Origin of the sequence: Paenarthrobacter sp. NPDC090520 (assembly GCF_044769205.1) — a bacterium.
Classification (GTDB): Bacteria; Actinomycetota; Actinomycetes; order Actinomycetales; family Micrococcaceae; genus Arthrobacter.
This window is the reverse complement of record NZ_JBIVXM010000001.1, coordinates 272,257-288,393: the sequence shown is the minus strand read 5'-3', so window position 1 is coordinate 288,393 and position 16,137 is coordinate 272,257. Positions and strand designations below refer to the sequence as shown.

General features: G+C 62.4%; 12 protein-coding genes. 1 reads left to right on the top strand and 11 read right to left on the bottom strand.

The window, feature by feature from the left end; translation table 11 throughout:
- Positions 1-40 precede the first annotated feature (40 nt).
- The 10 genes from ACIQTZ_RS01405 to ACIQTZ_RS01360 form a co-directional block, all read right to left on the bottom strand.
- Complete coding sequence (locus tag ACIQTZ_RS01405; RefSeq protein WP_402976863.1) at positions 41-997, bottom strand: glycosyltransferase family 2 protein; 957 nt, start codon at positions 995-997, stop codon at positions 41-43.
- 3 nt (positions 998-1,000) lie between these two features.
- Complete coding sequence (locus ACIQTZ_RS01400; protein WP_400329911.1) at positions 1,001-1,486, bottom strand: GtrA family protein; 486 nt, start codon at positions 1,484-1,486, stop codon at positions 1,001-1,003.
- A gap of 2 nt (positions 1,487-1,488) precedes the next feature.
- A complete protein-coding gene (locus tag ACIQTZ_RS01395; RefSeq protein ID WP_402976859.1) occupies positions 1,489-3,603 on the bottom strand; it encodes a DUF6541 family protein in 2,115 nt (704 codons plus the stop codon).
- A 73-nt stretch (positions 3,604-3,676) separates the two neighbouring features.
- Complete coding sequence (locus ACIQTZ_RS01390; protein WP_402976856.1) at positions 3,677-4,408, bottom strand: ABC transporter ATP-binding protein; 732 nt, start codon at positions 4,406-4,408, stop codon at positions 3,677-3,679.
- Positions 4,409-5,266 (bottom strand): ABC transporter permease, encoded by an 858-nt coding sequence (locus ACIQTZ_RS01385; RefSeq protein WP_400329907.1) that lies wholly within the window; start codon positions 5,264-5,266, stop codon positions 4,409-4,411.
- Between the two features lie 2 nt (positions 5,267-5,268).
- Positions 5,269-7,269 (bottom strand): glycosyltransferase, encoded by a 2,001-nt coding sequence (locus ACIQTZ_RS01380; RefSeq protein ID WP_402976853.1) that lies wholly within the window; start codon positions 7,267-7,269, stop codon positions 5,269-5,271.
- Positions 7,266-8,450, bottom strand: a complete 1,185-nt coding sequence (glf, locus tag ACIQTZ_RS01375; protein WP_400269810.1) for a UDP-galactopyranose mutase — start codon at positions 8,448-8,450, stop codon at positions 7,266-7,268. The genes ACIQTZ_RS01380 and glf overlap by 4 nt, the downstream gene beginning before the upstream one ends.
- Positions 8,451-8,634: 184 nt before the next feature.
- Positions 8,635-9,621, bottom strand: a complete 987-nt coding sequence (locus ACIQTZ_RS01370) for a Gfo/Idh/MocA family oxidoreductase (protein WP_400329902.1) — start codon at positions 9,619-9,621, stop codon at positions 8,635-8,637.
- Positions 9,621-10,712, bottom strand: coding sequence for a DegT/DnrJ/EryC1/StrS family aminotransferase (locus ACIQTZ_RS01365; protein WP_400329899.1), 1,092 nt, complete (start codon positions 10,710-10,712; stop codon positions 9,621-9,623). The genes ACIQTZ_RS01370 and ACIQTZ_RS01365 overlap by 1 nt, the downstream gene beginning before the upstream one ends.
- Complete coding sequence (locus tag ACIQTZ_RS01360; protein WP_400329897.1) at positions 10,709-11,326, bottom strand: acyltransferase; 618 nt, start codon at positions 11,324-11,326, stop codon at positions 10,709-10,711. The genes ACIQTZ_RS01365 and ACIQTZ_RS01360 overlap by 4 nt, the downstream gene beginning before the upstream one ends.
- 184 nt (positions 11,327-11,510) lie before the next feature.
- Here ACIQTZ_RS01360 and ACIQTZ_RS01355 point away from each other — a divergent pair, with 184 nt between their 5' ends.
- Positions 11,511-15,596, top strand: a complete 4,086-nt coding sequence (locus tag ACIQTZ_RS01355; protein WP_402976850.1) for an FtsK/SpoIIIE domain-containing protein — start codon at positions 11,511-11,513, stop codon at positions 15,594-15,596.
- Here the strand turns inward: ACIQTZ_RS01355 and ACIQTZ_RS01350 are convergent.
- On the bottom strand, positions 15,593-16,102 hold the full coding sequence (locus ACIQTZ_RS01350) for a hypothetical protein (protein ID WP_402943558.1): 510 nt from the start codon (positions 16,100-16,102) through the stop codon (positions 15,593-15,595). The two genes, ACIQTZ_RS01355 and ACIQTZ_RS01350, sit on opposite strands and share 4 nt — an antisense overlap.
- Positions 16,103-16,137 lie beyond the last annotated feature (35 nt).

The following is a 16,137-nucleotide window of genomic DNA, read 5'->3' as shown; positions in this document are numbered from 1 at the left end:
CGGACGCAGTCACTGCGTCCGGGCCGTTTTTGGTGCGTTATCAGGCACGTTCCTTCATGGGATGCATGGTTGGCCTGTCAGGGCTGGCCTGGATGTCCAGCTGGAGCGAGACCAGCAGCATCTGAACACCCAGCACAAAGGGCACCACAGCAAGCATCACCGACCCCGCCGTCGGCGACCCGACACTGGCAGCGAGGACCCAGGCACCAACGCCGAGCCCCATGGCGATCAGGACGAGTCCGGCGATCAGGAGCAAGGCCACGGCGGAGAAGGACCACACCATGTATTTCCACCAGACCCGGCGCCAGAAGCCACCGAACAACATGGCCAACAGTTCCGGAATGACCTTGCGCAGCTTGATGCTGGAGACTTCGTTTCCGTAAACAGCCGGAATCGGAACGTCGACGATCGGCACATCCAGGATGTTCAAGTGGATCAGGAGGTCGTTCTCGAAGCTGTAACGGGCCGCCACCTTGTTCATCGGCAGGCGGCGAAGAACCTCTGTCCGGATCGCGGTGTAACCGTTCTGGGGATCGAAGATGTGCCAGTAACCGGAGGCAAGCTTGGTCATGAAGGACAAGACGATGTTGCCGAAGATCCGGTAGCCGGGCATTCCTGCGAAGGATTCACCGGAGAAGAACCTGTTGGCCTTCGCGAACCCGTAGCCGTCCACCACGGGATCAAGCAACTGGGGAAGGTACTCCGGGTCCATCTGGGCGTCGCCGGCCATGACGACGTTGATGTCGGCACCGAGCTCCATCGCAGCCTTGTGCGCGGTCAGGACAGCGCCGCCGACGCCCTGGTTGACCTCGTGACGGATCAGGGTGACCCTGCCGTCGTCGGCGCGCCGGGCAGCGCCGGAGGTGTCGTCGGGGCTGCAGTCATCGACGATGACGATGTAATCGACAAACTCCGGCATGGTCTGGATGACCTGCGCGATATGGTTCTCTTCTTTGTAGGCCGGTACTACCGCGGCAATTCGAACGCCTCGATACATCGCTTATCCTTCGCTGCTCTTTGGTGTGAGGTTCGGTGGTGGCGCGTCGGTGTCTGTCGCGCCATCGGTCTTGTGGCTGGAGTCCTTCGCGTGCTTCTTCTGCGGGAAGACCCAGTGCTTGTAAATGAAGTAGTTCCAGGCCATGGTCACCGCGGTCGCCACCACTTTACCGGCAACGTAGCCCGCGCCAAGGAACTGGAAGAGTTCCACGATTCCCATGACTGCCAGGGTATTGAAAGCCAGGAGCCCCGAGTAACGGAGCACGCCGCCAATGGCCGTGCCTCCGCCGCCGAAAGCGAAATGCCGCTGAAGGAAGTAGTTGAAGAAGAAGCTCCCCCAGAATCCGGCGCCCGTGGCGAGCCAGAGTGGCCAGCCAAAGACCTGGAAACACAGTGCGAGCAGTCCCAGGTCAACCAGGAAACTCAGGCCACCGATCAAAAGGAACCTGAAAAGGCTCGACGCCAGGAACTTAGCGATGAATGCCTTCATGGTCAGCAAATCCTTCCGAGCGGGGCAATGCCGTCAGGGTTCCGGTTTTCGAGGATGCCCGGCACGCCGTCAAGCTGGACCCTGTCCTTGGCGTCGGCGTCAAAGGCTTCCTTGCCGCCGGGCAACTGGGACCAGTCGATCTGGTAGAGCGCGGCGTTGCCTTCGCGCGTGACCAGCTTCAGGTACGGGATGGAATCCGGCTGGGTCAGGCCGGGCTTTGGTTCATCCCAGGCGCGGATGCGTCCGTCAGCTATGTAAACCCACTCGATGCCGAGCTCGGAAGCCGCCGCACGCGCTTGGGCGTCAGTGGCCAGTTCCGGAAGTTTTTGCAGGACCAGAAGCTGCCTGTTGGTGGGAAGGACCTCGAAGTGCCGGATCATGGGCATGCGGTTGCCCAGGGCGTACATCCATACTGAACCGTCACACGAATCGTTGAGGACCGTGGCATCCTGCGGGACGTACTGGTCCATCTTGCTGAGGAGATCCACCTCCGCAGCACTCAGCGTGGCGCCATCCACTTTGGTGTTGATGTTGATCCGCTCCGCGTTCTGCTGGAAGTACGGCGTGGCCCCGATTCCCGCGGCCAACAGCACGACGAACGCCGCAGCCACCGTGACCAGGCGACTGGGCCGCCGTCGTGCGCCACTGCCGTCATCCGACGGCGACGATCGCCGCGCACGGATCCTGCCTGCCAGCCATTCGACTGCCTCGGCGGCCTGGGCAACGCCCAGGCCCGCCAACGGCACCAGCAGCATCACGAGGATACCGAAGATCCGCCACTGGTCATCGTAGAAGGGAGCCGTCAGGTTCAGGAACCGGGGACTCTCACTGCCCATGGTGTAAACCGAAAGGAAAGCGAACGCCAGGACCGGCCCGAAATACCACCACATGCGGATACGGAGCACCACGGCCAGGCAGCCCAAGGCCACCAGGACGGTGAGGATCGGCATGGCAATGGATCCATGGTGCAGGAAGATGATGTTCTGGATGGCCCCGTTGCGGTCGGTATCCGGCGCCCACATCATCTTGGAGACGCGCTCGGACTCCTTGAGCATCTGCTGGATGATCGGCAGGCCAAGCACGGCGGCGAGCACTCCGGCAACTGCCAGGTAGACCGTGATGCCAAGGATCCGGCCCCTTCGCCTGATCGCTGCCGAAAGGAACCAGAAGACCAGCAACGGCAAAACGACGAATGCAAGGGAGGGGTGGACGGCAATCAGGCCCACGGCACCGAAGGCGATCCCGGGGATCCAGAACTTCCGGCCCTCCAGCGCCCCTTTGATGGCAAGGAAAGCGAAGGGACCCACCAGCAGCATGCCGGCGAAGAACGGAATCAGTGGACCACGCCACAGGAGGTCGTAGGGATAGACGGTAAACCAACCGGACACGGCTCCCGCAGCAGCGACGGCAATCGGACGGCGCGTTACCACCATGGTCAAGGCCATGGTGCTCAGCGGCAACTGGACCGCCATCAAGACCAAAACGAAGACGTTCAGGAAAACAGGGATGCTCACGCCGGTCAGGGGCCATACCAGGGACAGCAAAGCATGGAACGCTATGGGATAGCTGCGGATCGGCGCATCGGCAATGGACGTGTCGTAGTAGGCAAAGTTACCCGCGATGCCCGGATCCCACTCGTGGTTCACCGAGATCAAGCGGATCATGTTGGCGTGCCAGGGAATGTCCCAGTCCTGGTTGATGCCAAGGAGCCCCTCGGTACCAACAGTCCAGGACACTGCCGCCACAGCTCCGCCGGCCACCAGGCCGGCAAGCAGGATCCACCAAGCTCCCGAAATGTGGTGTTTGCCGAAAATTCCGGGACCGGCCGGGACCGGCAACCCGAACCTGGCAGGGAACCGACGCTGCAGCGTCAGGCGCAAGGCCAAAAGAACTCCGGCCAGAATCACCAGCACGCCAGCGACAGGCAGCAGTTGCCAGCTCATGCCCAGCCCATGGCCCATGACGCCGATGACCGTCAGGGCACCCATTCCCAACAACGGCGCAACCACCGGCAAGATGGTCCGACGGACTCCCAGTGCCTCCCCGAGCAGCCAGCCGGGACCCCACCACAGCACAACGATCAGGAGTACACACAACAGCAGAGGGCCGATAGCCATTCCTACGGTCGCCTTTCTTAGATGCTTCCACCAGCCATCCGGTGACAGACGACTTATGCAGTTGGAGGCCGGACTAGTTGCGTTCCCTCAACCAAGCCACGGCTTGGTCTGCTGGACCTTCGAATTGCACGGTACCGGACGAAAGGACTACTCCCCTGTCACAAATGCGGGCGATCATGTCCAGGTCGTGGCTGACCACCACAAGGGTGCGGCCCTCATCGGACAATTGCTTGATTTTCGCCAGGCATTTGCGCTGGAACGGTTCGTCGCCCACCGCAAGGATCTCGTCCACAAGGAAGATATCCGGCTGGGTGTGCACCGCCACGGCAAAGGCCAGGCGCAGGAACATGCCCGAAGAGTAGAACTTCACTTCCGTGTCGATGAACTGCTCGATCTCCGAAAATGCGACGATCTCGTCGAATTTCGCATTGATTTCTTCCTCGGTCATCCCAAGGATCGCAGCATTCAGGAAGACGTTCTCGCGTCCCGAGAGATCCGGGTGGAACCCGGCGCCAACTTCGATCAGGCCGGCAACCCGGCCCTTGGTACGGACCGTCCCCTTGTCCGGCAGGATCACGCCCGAAATCAGCTTCAGCAACGTTGACTTGCCCGAGCCGTTGAAGCCCAGCAAAGCAACCGTCTCGCCCGGCTGGATCTCGAAGCTCACGTCATGCAGGGCGTCGAATTTCTTGGTCAGCTCGCCCTTGCGACCCTTGACCAGCCAAACCAGCGTCTCCTTCATGGAGTGTGAATGGCGGAGGTTGAAGGTCTTCTTCAGGTTCTTGACGATGATTGCGGCGCCCACTCAGACCTCCTGCGCAAAGTGGCCCTCAAGCCGGCGGAACACCAGCTGGCCAATGATAAGGAACACAGCGGCCATCCCCAGCCCGGCGAAACCAGTCATGAGGAGATGCGGCGGCAATTCAACCGGCTTCGTGACGGTCGGGTACCAAAAGGCCCAGTGGAACAATTCCACGGCAACGGTCACCGGGTTCAGCTGGTAGATCGTCAGCGCCCAATCGGGAGCAAGGCGGCGGATCATGGTCCAGTCATAAAGGACCGGGGACGTCCAGGTAACAACCATCATGAGCATGTCCACGATGTTCTCGGCATCCCGGAAAAACACGTTGATGGCACCGGCGAGCAGCCCCAGGCCGGTGGCCGTGACGGCGACGATGATGAAACCGAGCAACGCTCCGAAAAGCTGGAGGGCGTCCGGGTGCCACCCGTTGAGCAGCGCTGCCGCCAACAGGACCACCAGCTGCGGCAGGAAGTGCACCGCGGCAACCCAGACCGAAGCCACCGGGAACAGTTCCCGCGGGAGGTAGATCTTCTTCACCAAGGCGGCATTCCACACAATGGAGCGCGTGGCATTGGAAAACGCTTCGGTGAAGAAATTCACCACGATCACGCCCGAGAACATGTACAGGGCGTAGTTGGGGATCTGGTCCCCCACCCGAAGGACAATGCCCAGGGCCAGGAACAGGACCAAGTACTGGACCAGGGGTTTGACATAGGACCAGGCCAGTCCCAGCACGGAACCCCGGTAGCGGACCCGCAGTTCCTTGCGGACGATCAGTTTGAGGAGATACCGGCGCCGGAAGACATCCAGCAGCCCGGCACCAACCCCGGGAACAGCATATGTATCAGTCGACTCGGCCATCGCTACTGTTTGGGCTCCGAAGCGTCGAAGGTATCGCGCCATGAATCCATCGAAGTGATCTCATGCAAGGCCTCGCGGTACTCTGCGCGCAGGGCCTCCCAGTTCGAGAAGAGCTGAGCGTGGAGTTGGGCGCTTTCCACAAGCATACGGCGGACAAGCTTCGGATCACGCCGGTACCAGGAAGCACCCGTGCCGTCAGCGTTCGACACGACGGCACTGTCAAGGTGCGCAAGGCTCCACCATTTGCCGTCCTGGTGCGCCACGTGGGCTTCGGGGTTGGTTCCGGCCGATTCGCGGACCGGTGCGATGGTCTGCTTCAGGACAGTCTTAACTGCCCACGGAAGGAGGCCGAGGGCACCCGGCTGCTTGTACGTCTGGGGCTTCTTCGGGGGACGCTTCCGGAACACCTCCGGGAACGCTCCCGGATCGGTCTTAACCTGTGAGTCGACGAAGTCCTCGCGCATGGCCCGGAGCTTGGGCATGGTTGTGGGCAACTGCTCGTGGAGCTTGCCCGGTCCCTCAAGGACGTCCTTGAGGGCCATGATGCGCGCTTGCTCCGGGTAATACTGCATGGACACGAGGTGCTTGATATCGGTGTTCAGGCTTTCCCGGAAGATTCGTCCGCCCTTGGGGAACGGGGAATGCAGGAGCGTCGCGATGAGGCGGTTGCGCTCGTGGTAGTAGGCCTGCCAGTCCACGGAGTCGTCCTTGTCAGCCCAGGAAACGTGCCAGACGGCTGCACCGGGAAGGGTGACTGTCGGGAACCCGGCGGCACGGGCACGCAGGGAGTACTCAGCATCGTCCCACTTGATGAAGACGGGCAGCGAAAGGCCGATCTTCTCAATGACCGCCTTCGGAATCAGGCACATCCACCAGCCGTTGTAGTCTGCATCCCAGCGACGGTGCAGGAGCGGCGTGGAACGCAGCCCCTCAGCCGAGAAGTCGTGGTTGCCAAGGCCCTCGACCGGACCCCAGAGGAACCGGTAGAAGTTGACGACTTCGGCGTAGGCGTGGAGCACCGACTTGTTGTACATGTCGAACATGTGGCCGCCAACGATCGTTGGCTTGCGGCAGAGGTCGGCGAAGGCAACTGCGCGCAGTACGCCCTCGGTTTCCAGTTCGATGTCGTCGTCGAGCAACATGACGTAGTCGCTCTTGTCGGTGACCAGGGTCTCGTACATGTTCCGGGCGAAACCGCCGGAACCGCCGAGGTTTCCCTGGTTGATGATGCGCAGCTGGTCTCCCATGGAGGCTGCAACGGCATCAAACCCGTCCTCGTCGGCGACTTTCTTGTTGCCCTGGTCCACGATGATCAGCTCGGCGAGGATCTGGCGAAGTCCGGCGTCGGCGTCGATCGACTTGATGGTCTCGAGGCAGTAGTCCGCACGGTTGAAGGTGGTGACACCAAGGGTCACCTTGCCCTGCGGACGGCCCTCGGACGGAACGGCCCAGTGGGCATTCTTCAGCGTCATTCCGTCGCCGCCGGCGATCAGGTCGAACCAGTACCAGCCGCCGTCTCCGAAGGGCGCAAGGGTCAGTTCAACGTCGTTGGACGCCTGGCCCTCCACCAGGATGGAGTCCACGCGCTGCGAGGCTCCCCTGGCGTTGGAGCGATACACGATCACCGTGCCTTCGCCTTCGGTTTCGATGTGCAGGACCGTCTTGGTGGCAATGGTCCATTTGCGCCAGTAGCTGGCCGGGAAAGCATTGAAGTACGAGCCAAAGGAGAGTCGCTCGCCCCTCCGGACCTGAACGGAGCCACGGTCCAGGATGTCTTCCGGGTGAAGCTTGCGGGCCATGCCGACGGCCTGGATGACCGCTGTGCCGTTCTCGTCCTGTTTGCGGACCTTGTTCGTGTCGGGGTCAACGTACAGAGGCAGGGTGTCGAGGTCCCGGTTGGCGGGGAAGACCACGCGCTGGACGATCCGAAGGTCCTGGTCGCCGGCCTCGGCTTGGGCAACGGTCATGGAAGTCTCCTGGCTTTCGTTAGTCGTGGCGGTCATGCGTCCACTCCACCGCTTTCCAGCTTGGCGCCGCCCGTGAAGTGCGGCTTGATCTTGTTGTCGAACATGGACAGCGCAGAGCCAATGGCCATGTGCATGTCCAGGTATTTGTAGGTTCCGAGCCGGCCGCCGAACAGCACCGACTTCTCGCCGCGTGCCAGGTCGCGGTAGGCAAGCAGCTTGCTGCGGTCATCGGAAGTGTTCACGGGGTAGTAGGGTTCGTCGCCCTTCTCCGCAAAGCGCGAGAATTCCCGCATGATGACTGTGGCGTCCTTCGTGTAGTCCCGCTCGGGGTGGAAGTGACGGAACTCGTGGATGCGGGTGAAGGAGGCATCTTCGTCCGGATAGTTCATGACGGCGCAGCCCTGGAAGTCCTCAATGGGAAGAACTTCTTCTTCAAGGTCGATGGTCCTCCAGGACAAATCGCCCTCCGCGTAGTCGAAGTACCGGTCCACGGGTCCCGTATAGATAACCGGAACCTGGCCCAGGACGGAGGAGCGGCCAAATTCGCCGTCGTCGAAGAAATCGGTGTTCAGGATGACCTCGATGTTCGGGTGGTCCGCCATCCGCTCGATCCATGCCGTGTAGCCGTCAACCGGAAGGCCCTCGTAGGTGTCGTTGAAGTACCGGTTGTCGTAGTTGTAGCGGACGGGGAGCCGGGAGATGATCTCTGCGGGCAGGTCCTTGGGATCCGTCTGCCACTGCTTGCCCGTGTAGTGCTTGATGAATGCCTCATACAGCGGTCGCCCAATAAGCTGGATGCCTTTGTCGTTGAGGTTCTGCGGGTCCGTTCCGGCAAGCTCGCCGGCCTGTTCGTTGATCAGGGCACGGGCCTCCGCCGGGCTCATCGCGGAACGGAAGAACTGGTTGATGGTGCCCAGGTTGATGGGCATGGGGTACACCTCGCCCTTATGGCTGGTGTACACCTTGTGCTGGTAGCTGGTGAACTTGGTGAAGTTGTTCACGTAGTCCCAAACACGTTCGTTGGACGTGTGGAAGAGGTGCGCGCCGTAGCGGTGGACCTCGATTCCCGTCTTCTCTTCATTCTCGCTGTAGGCGTTTCCTCCAATATGGTGGCGGCGATCAAGCACCGCGACCTTCAGCCCCAACTCGGTAGCGGCGCGTTCTGCAATGGTCAGGCCAAAGAAACCCGAGCCGACGACGACGAGATCAGCGTTCACAAACTCTCCTGTGTATTGGCGTGCGGGCACAGAAGTGCCCACGTCTACTGGTCAAGGCTACCCGACGAGACGCGGGTTCCCCGTATCCGGGGGACTGCCGGGCAGGGACCTGGGAGGTCCCTGAACAGCAAAGGGAGGCTGGCAAAAGCCAGCCTCCCCCACAACCCTCAGCCGGGTTGGCAGCTCAAAGAGCGATGACGGAACCCGACTTTGCCGAGTCCAGGACGGCCTCCGCAACCCGCAGGGTTTCCAGTCCTTCGGCCATGGTGACAATATTCAGCGACTTGCCAAGCACGGCGTCGCGGAAAGCCTCGTGTTCCATCTTGAGGGGCTCCCGCTTGGCCAGGGCGAAGCGCGTGGACGATCCCTCGGAGACACCGCGGAATGCCGCGATGGAATCCCAGTCAGTCTGGAAGGTCCCATTCTCCACAAACGTGAGGTCTGCCGAGATGGTGTCTGCGATGAAGGCTCCACGCTCGCCGAGGACCACCGTGGTGCGCTCCTTCATGGGCGACAACCAGTTCACGATGTGGTTGGTGACGACGCCGCTCTTGAGGTGGCCGATGGCGGTAACCATGTCCTCGTGCTCGCGGCCGCTCCGGGAGGTCGTGTGGGCCACGACGTTGACGAAGTTGCTCTGGGCAAGCCAGGCGGTGAGGTCGATATCGTGCGTGGCAAGATCCTTGACCACGCCAACGTCCGCGATGCGTGCCGGGAACGGTCCCTGGCGACGGGTGCTGATCTGGTAGACCTCGCCGAGGTCTCCGTTTCCCAGCCTGTCGCGGAGGCTCTGCAGGGAGGGGTTGAAGCGTTCGATGTGACCCACTGCGCCAATGAGGCCCTTGGACTCGAACGCCTCGGCAATGCGCCGGCCCGACTCGGAGTCGTTCGCAATGGGCTTTTCCACCAGGCAGTGGATGCCCGCATCAGCCAACTGGAGCGCCACTTCCTCGTGCAGAATGGTGGGAACGGCTGCAACTGCCATGTCGATCCCCTGCGCAATGAGCTCCTCCACCGTGTTGTATACGGTGAGGCCATCGGCAACATTGTGCGGATCACCAAATGAATCCGCCACGGCAACGAGGTCAACGCCTTCGAGCTCCCGAATAACGCGGGCGTGATGGCGGCCCATCATGCCCAGCCCGATGAGCCCCGCGCGAAGGTTCGCCACTAGCTACCTGCCTTCGCAACAGCATTGACCGCCGCGACGATGCGCTCGAGGTCATCCTGGCTCAGCGAAGGGTGGACCGGAATCGACAGCACGTGGGTGGCGGCTTCCTCGGTGACGGGGAGATCGTCCGATGTCCGGAACGGGGCGAGCTGGTGGTTGGGGATCGGGTAGTAGACACCGCAGCCCACCTGGTACTCCTCGCGCAGCGCCTTGGCGAAGCCGTCCCGGTCGTCAGCAATGCGGATGGTGTACTGGTGGTACACGTGCTCGTAGCCTTCAGCGACCTTCGGGGTCACAACGCCTTCGATGTTGGCGTCGAAGAAGGCTGCGTTTTCCTGACGGGTCTTGGTCCAGGCTTCCACCTTGGTCAGCTGGACGCGCCCGATTGCCGCATGGATGTTGGTCATGCGGCAGTTGAAGCCAACCAGTTCGTTTTCGTACTGGCGCTCCATGCCCTGGTTCCGGAGGAGGCGGAGGCGTCGTTCGACGTCGGCCAAACCGGTGCTCACCATGCCACCCTCGCCGGAGGTCATGTTCTTCGTCGGGTAGAGGCTGAACATGGCGAAGTCACCGAAGGTACCAACCTTGCGGCCGTTGACAGCCGCACCGTGGGCCTGTGCTGCGTCCTCGAAAACCTTGACGCCGTGCTTGGCAGCCAAAGCGCCGATCGCGTCGACATCGAAGGGGTGTCCATAGAGGTGGACCGGCATGATGGCCGCGGTGCGGTCAGTGATCCTGGACTCAACCGAAGCAGGGTCAAGCGTGTAGTAATCGGGATCGACGTCCGCGAAAACCGGTGTTGCTCCCGTGAGAGCGACGGAGTTCGCAGTGGCCGCGAAAGTAAAGGAGGGAACGATCACTTCGTCGCCCGGACCAATGCCGGCAGCAAGCAGGCCAAGGTGGAGCCCCGAGGTGCCCGAGTTGACGGCAACTGCTGCCCGGCCATCCAGGAGGACCTGGGAAAACTCCTGCTCAAACGCCGCAACCTCGGTGCCTTGGGCGAGCTGCCCGGTGGCCATGACAGCCGTGACGGCTTTTGCCTCGTCGTCGCCGATGATGGGCTTGGCGGGGGGAATGAATTCGGGGCTCATGCCTCTACCTCTCGAAGAGTCTCGTTCTGTTCAACATATGTGGCGCCCGTTTCTGGACATACCCAGTGCTCACCACTGCGCTTCAACGGGAAACCTGCCTTGCCAACCCAACCATGCCGCTTCGCGGGAACGCCAACCATCAAGGCAAAGTCGGGCACGTCCTTGGCCACGACTGCTCCCGCGGCAACGGTGGCCCACCGGCCGATGGTTACCGGTGCCACGCAGACAGCGCGGGCGCCGATGGACGCACCCTCGCGGATGGTCACCCCCACAGGTTCCCAATCGTGGGCACTCTTCAGGCTCCCGTCGGGGCCAACTGCACGAGGGTAGGTATCGTTCGTCAAGACCACGGCCGGACCAATGAAGACGCCGGCTTCAAGCTCGGCGGGCTCATAAACGAGCGCGTAATTCTGGACCTTGCAGTTGTCTCCCATTTTAACTCCGGTGCCGATATAGGCACCGCGACCGACAATGCAATTGGTGCCCAATTCGGCCTTTTCGCGGACTTGTGCGAGGTGCCAAATCTTGGATCCCTCACCAATTACGGCCTCGTCTGAAACATCGGCGCTCTCTGCAACCACTATCACCGGTGAAGGTCCTTCCTCATTGAGCACACGCGACAACGAGTTTCATCTTAGCCGAGACACCATGCACCCGCGTCAAGCCGGCTTTGCGCGGCAAGGCACAGCAAAGTTGTCCACATAGCCGCTCCCAGTGAGGGAATACAAGGGCATTGCCTGCGTAGCGTCGAAGGCAAAGGTCCCGCTCCCTCCCCGGCGCAATCGAAAGGAACAGCCGATGCCCCTTGAGTGCACTCTTGTTCGCGGCCCTGCAGCGGCGTTTCAATCGCAGTCCGAGGAGCTTTCCATCGATGTCGCCGACGGCACCCCGGGTGACCGGCTGCAGAATCTGCTGACAGTGGCGCGCGACGCCGGCGTGATCTCCGTTGCGGGAGTGGACGTGGCGACGTTGACAGTGGGAAAGCCCCCGTTGGTGAATGGCTCGGTGTTGGTGGACGGCGCTGTCAGCAAGCGTGGGACAGGTGCCCAAGCAGATATGGCTCAGGCGTCGGTGTTGATGTTGCTGGCGCACTCGGGGCCTGACGCCGGTGCCGTGTTCGTCCTGGAGCGTGGACGGTACGCCATCGGCCGGGGAAGGTGCGATGTCTCGCTCCCGGATCCTGGTATGTCGCGTGATCATGCCCTGTTGGAAGTTTCTGCAACGGCGCTCCGTCTGAAGGAGACGTCCGGCTTAGTACATGTAGACGGCAGGCGTGCCCGCCGCTCCGCTTTAACTTCATCGTCGAAGGTGCGCTGCGGCAACTCGGAATTCTCGATCCACGCGTCCACCGGGGGCAGCCCGGGCCTACCGCCCGAAGCCGGCAGATCCGTGCAGGAACCGCTCGATGTCAACCGAAAGACTCCGCCGCGAAACCGTTGGGCGACTGCCATCGGCGCCTTGCTCCCCCTCTTTGTTGGGGTGGGGCTCGCAGTGGCAACCGGCATGTGGATGTTCCTCGGATTTACGGCCATCTCCGCTGCCAGTCTGCTGGTTCCGGCTATCGCGGGCAGGAAGGGGCACCAGGAATTCCGGACAGCCCTGGAGCGGGCCGTCCGCGAAGACGCAGATCGACGACGGCGGTGCTCGCCCTCCGCGGCAGAGATCAGCATCGCTGCTGGCCAGGTGGGAGAAGGCCCCGGCTGGAAAGTTACCCCCTTTCCCCTTGCCGTATCCTCCTCCGCGCCGGAGACCGGCGTGGCAGACCCTTGCCTCGGCACCTTGGACGTCCCCGTCTGGCTCCGGCTTGGTGTGGGAAGGGTGCTGTCCAACGTCCGGGTGGTACCGCAGGACCCCTCTTTCAGTCCGCCCGCACTTGAAGCCGCTCCCGTCACGTTGGATCCGTCCCTATCAACAGTGACCCTCCTTGGACCGCGCCGCCACATAGACGGTCTGGTCCGCTTCATGCTGGTGCAGCTGGCCAGCTTTCCCCTGGCCTCGGGCATCCCCGCGATCCTGCTCGGCAAAGCCCACCGGCTACCCTTGTCCGCCCGGTTCCTGGACGGATTTGTTCTTGTCTCAGACAATTCCTCGGCATTGGACGCCCTCCGCGGGTTTGAGGGCAGGCGTGCCGGGAAACTGATCATCCTGGACCCCTTCCCGCTGTTCGACGACTACGAGGCCCTGATCTCTGCAGCGAAAGCTGCCTCCTGGCAGCTCATCATCCATGCCAGCGGGGCGGACGATGAACCTGGCAACGTCGTCCAACTCGATGCCTCCGGAGTATCAGCCAGAATCAAAGCCGGTGGAACGGCGCTGCCATTCGTTCCCGATTTGGTTTCGGAACTCACTTTCGATCGGGCATGCCGGCATCTCGCGGGCAGGGAAGCGCGGGAAACCACCGGTCAAAACCCCGTCATACCCGCACAATGTTCACTCGAAGAACTTGCATCAACGAGGCCCCGGAGCGTGCTCCGGCGCTGGACGTCGGAAAGCCGGAACAAGAACCTGGAGGCAATCCTCGGCAGGGACGCGCACCGTCCCCTGACGTTCGACTTCCATGTGGACGGACCGCATCTGTTGATCGCCGGCACTACGGGCTCCGGCAAGTCGGAATTGCTTCGGACACTCGTAGCCTCGTTGGCGCTCAAATACACTCCGGAGCACGTCGTCTTCGTTTTCATCGACTTCAAGGGCGGCTCAGGGCTGGGGCCATTGACATCACTGCCACACTGCGTCGGCATCTTCACGGACCTCGCCAGTTATGAGCTGGAGCGGGCATTGACTTCCCTGCGGGCTGAAATCAGGTACCGCGAGGAACGCCTGTCCGCAGCCGGAGCTGCGGATCTTGCCGGGTACCTGCGCTCGCAGCACGCGGATGCCTTGCCCATCCCCCACCTGATGCTCGTTGTCGACGAATTCCGGATGCTGGTGGACGAGGCCCCTGCGGCCCTGAGCGAACTTATGCGCATCGCCACGATCGGCCGGTCGTTGGGCATCCACCTGGTCATGGCCACGCAGAGACCCCAAGGCGCCTTGACCTCCGATATCCGCGCAAACGTAACGTCCAGCATCGCACTTCGCGTCCAGTCTGACGGCGAATCCATGGACATCATCAACTCCAAGGCCGCAGCGGCCATCCCCGTCCGTATCCCAGGCCGCGCCTTCCTGGTCCGGGCGTCCGGAGCCCCGGAGGAATTCCAATCAGCCTGCCTGGATGTCAGCGGAGGGGACTCCCCCGGCACTGCCGGCGACGCGTCATTGGTGAAGTCTGCGCGCAACGCCCTGAACACGGGACACCTACCCTCGGCACGTCCTGATGGACCTGGCCAGGCCGCGCGCACTGGCCTTGCCACGGTGGTGTCCGCCATAGGGACGGCATGGCAAGCTCATGGCGGGGGTACCCCGCGCCCTCCCATACATGTTCCGCTCCCGTCCGGCATTCCCTGGGACACGGACTTGTCTGCACTTGCCCCACCGCGTGGTCCGGAAAGCCAGGGCGACGCGTCGTTGCCCCAGGACTCCGCGCTGCTGGTCGATCTCGGCCTGTTGGACAGGCCTGAATGCCAGACGGTTCAGATCCTTCAATGGGCACCGCAGTCCGAAGGCCATCTGGCCATGATCGGCAGTGGAGCCAGCGGCATGCACCAGAGCTTTCAGGCAGTAACAGCCGCTCTTGAAACCCACCCGGGCAGTCCCCATCTCTACATCCTCGACGCCGTTGGCATGCTCGGGCAGGCCGGAGAGTCACGCCAGTTTGGCGCTGCCGCCGGCCTCCACGAACTGCCGTTGGCAGTACGGGTCCTGGAGCGGCTGTCCCAAGAGATGGCCGAGCGACGCAGTTCCGCGCATTCCAGGAGGCAACAGTCGCCCTTGGTCCTTGTTGTGGCGGGCTGGTGCGCGTGGCAAGCCGCCTTCAGGGGCAGCCAATGGGCCGGGGCGGAAGACCTTTTCCGCGATATCGTCAGGGATGGCACAGCGCTCGGCGTTACCGTGCTGGTCTGTGGCGAGCGCGAACTGCTCGGCTCACGCTTCTTTGCCGCCATTCCAAACCGTGCTTTCTTTCCCACGGCATCAACAGACGAATCACGGTTTCATTGGCCCCGGCTCCCGGAGACACAGCCGGTCCCGGGAAGGGCCGTGGTCTTCGGTACCATCGCGCATGGTGAACCCTCCACCGCCCAATTCCGCGACGCTCCGGCGGGACCCACAGAGCCATTTCAACGACGGACCAGCACATCAGAACCACCGTTCCGCATCCGGGCCCTTCCACGCCGGCTCGATCGGGAACTGTTTGAGCTCAGGGTTCGCAGCGCTGCTTCCCTTGATTCGCCGAACCTCTGGATCGGGCTGGGCGGAGACGAGGCAGTTCCGGTGGCACTGCCTCTCAGGCCGCAGGGCCTGAGCCTTGTGCTCGGCACACCCGGCTCAGGAAAGACATCCATCCTCAACACGCTTCAGGCTCTCAACCCCCGTGCTCAGTGGATCCGCCCCGGGCCAGGAGAACAACCCGGACCGTTCTGGGCCAAAGCAGCCATGGGTTTCCTGTCCGGAAGCTGCGATCCACAGTGCCTGTTGCTGGTTGACGACGCGGACACCCTGGACCCGGAGGCACGCCAAGCACTGGCCAGCCTCGTGGGAAAGACGCGCGGCATCATCATGACCGCAACCACAAGCCCGGCTTTGCACCGAAAGTTACCCCTTATTGACGACGTGCAAGCCAGCCGCATGGGGATTGTCCTGGCACCCGGGTCTCCCCTGGACGCCGATATCCTCGGCGTCCGATTGCCCGTGGATGGCCAGGCCATCCCCGGCCGCGGTCTGCGGATCAGCGGCAAGGAACTGCTGCCCTTCCAAGCGGTCTTCGACCAGAGCCGGCAGTGCTAAATGGCGCCCTGCGAACCGCCGGTCCGTGACGCGTAGGAAATCACTGGACGCTGGAACAGGAACACCAGCGCGGCAAGTGCCGGAACAATCATGGCCAGGCCAGGAAGGATCAACCCGCCGGACATCGTCGGGAATCCAATGGTCAGGACGAACAGCTGCGCAACCAGCGCAGCTGCCCTGGTCCACCTGTACCCGCGGAAGAGGAAGTGTCCCACCGCGAACAGCCAGGCTGAGAACGCCAGCAGCAGCCCCAAAGTGAAGACAGCCCCCCAGAAGGTAAGGACGGGCGCACCACTCAGCAGTTCAAAGGCATACCAAGCCGCAGCTCCCAGGAGGGCAAGTGCCTCAAGCACCACGACTATGGAGATGACCACGATGCCTGTCGGCCGGCCGGCCCGGTCCTGTTCTGGACCAGCGGATTTCGCCGTGGCCGGAAGGCGGGTTGAATCGTCGTTTCCATCGTGGCCTGAGGATGGCTGGGCAGGGTTGGCGGGAGGTCTTGACACACTGGCACACTACCCGAGATAGTCATTGAGCAGTG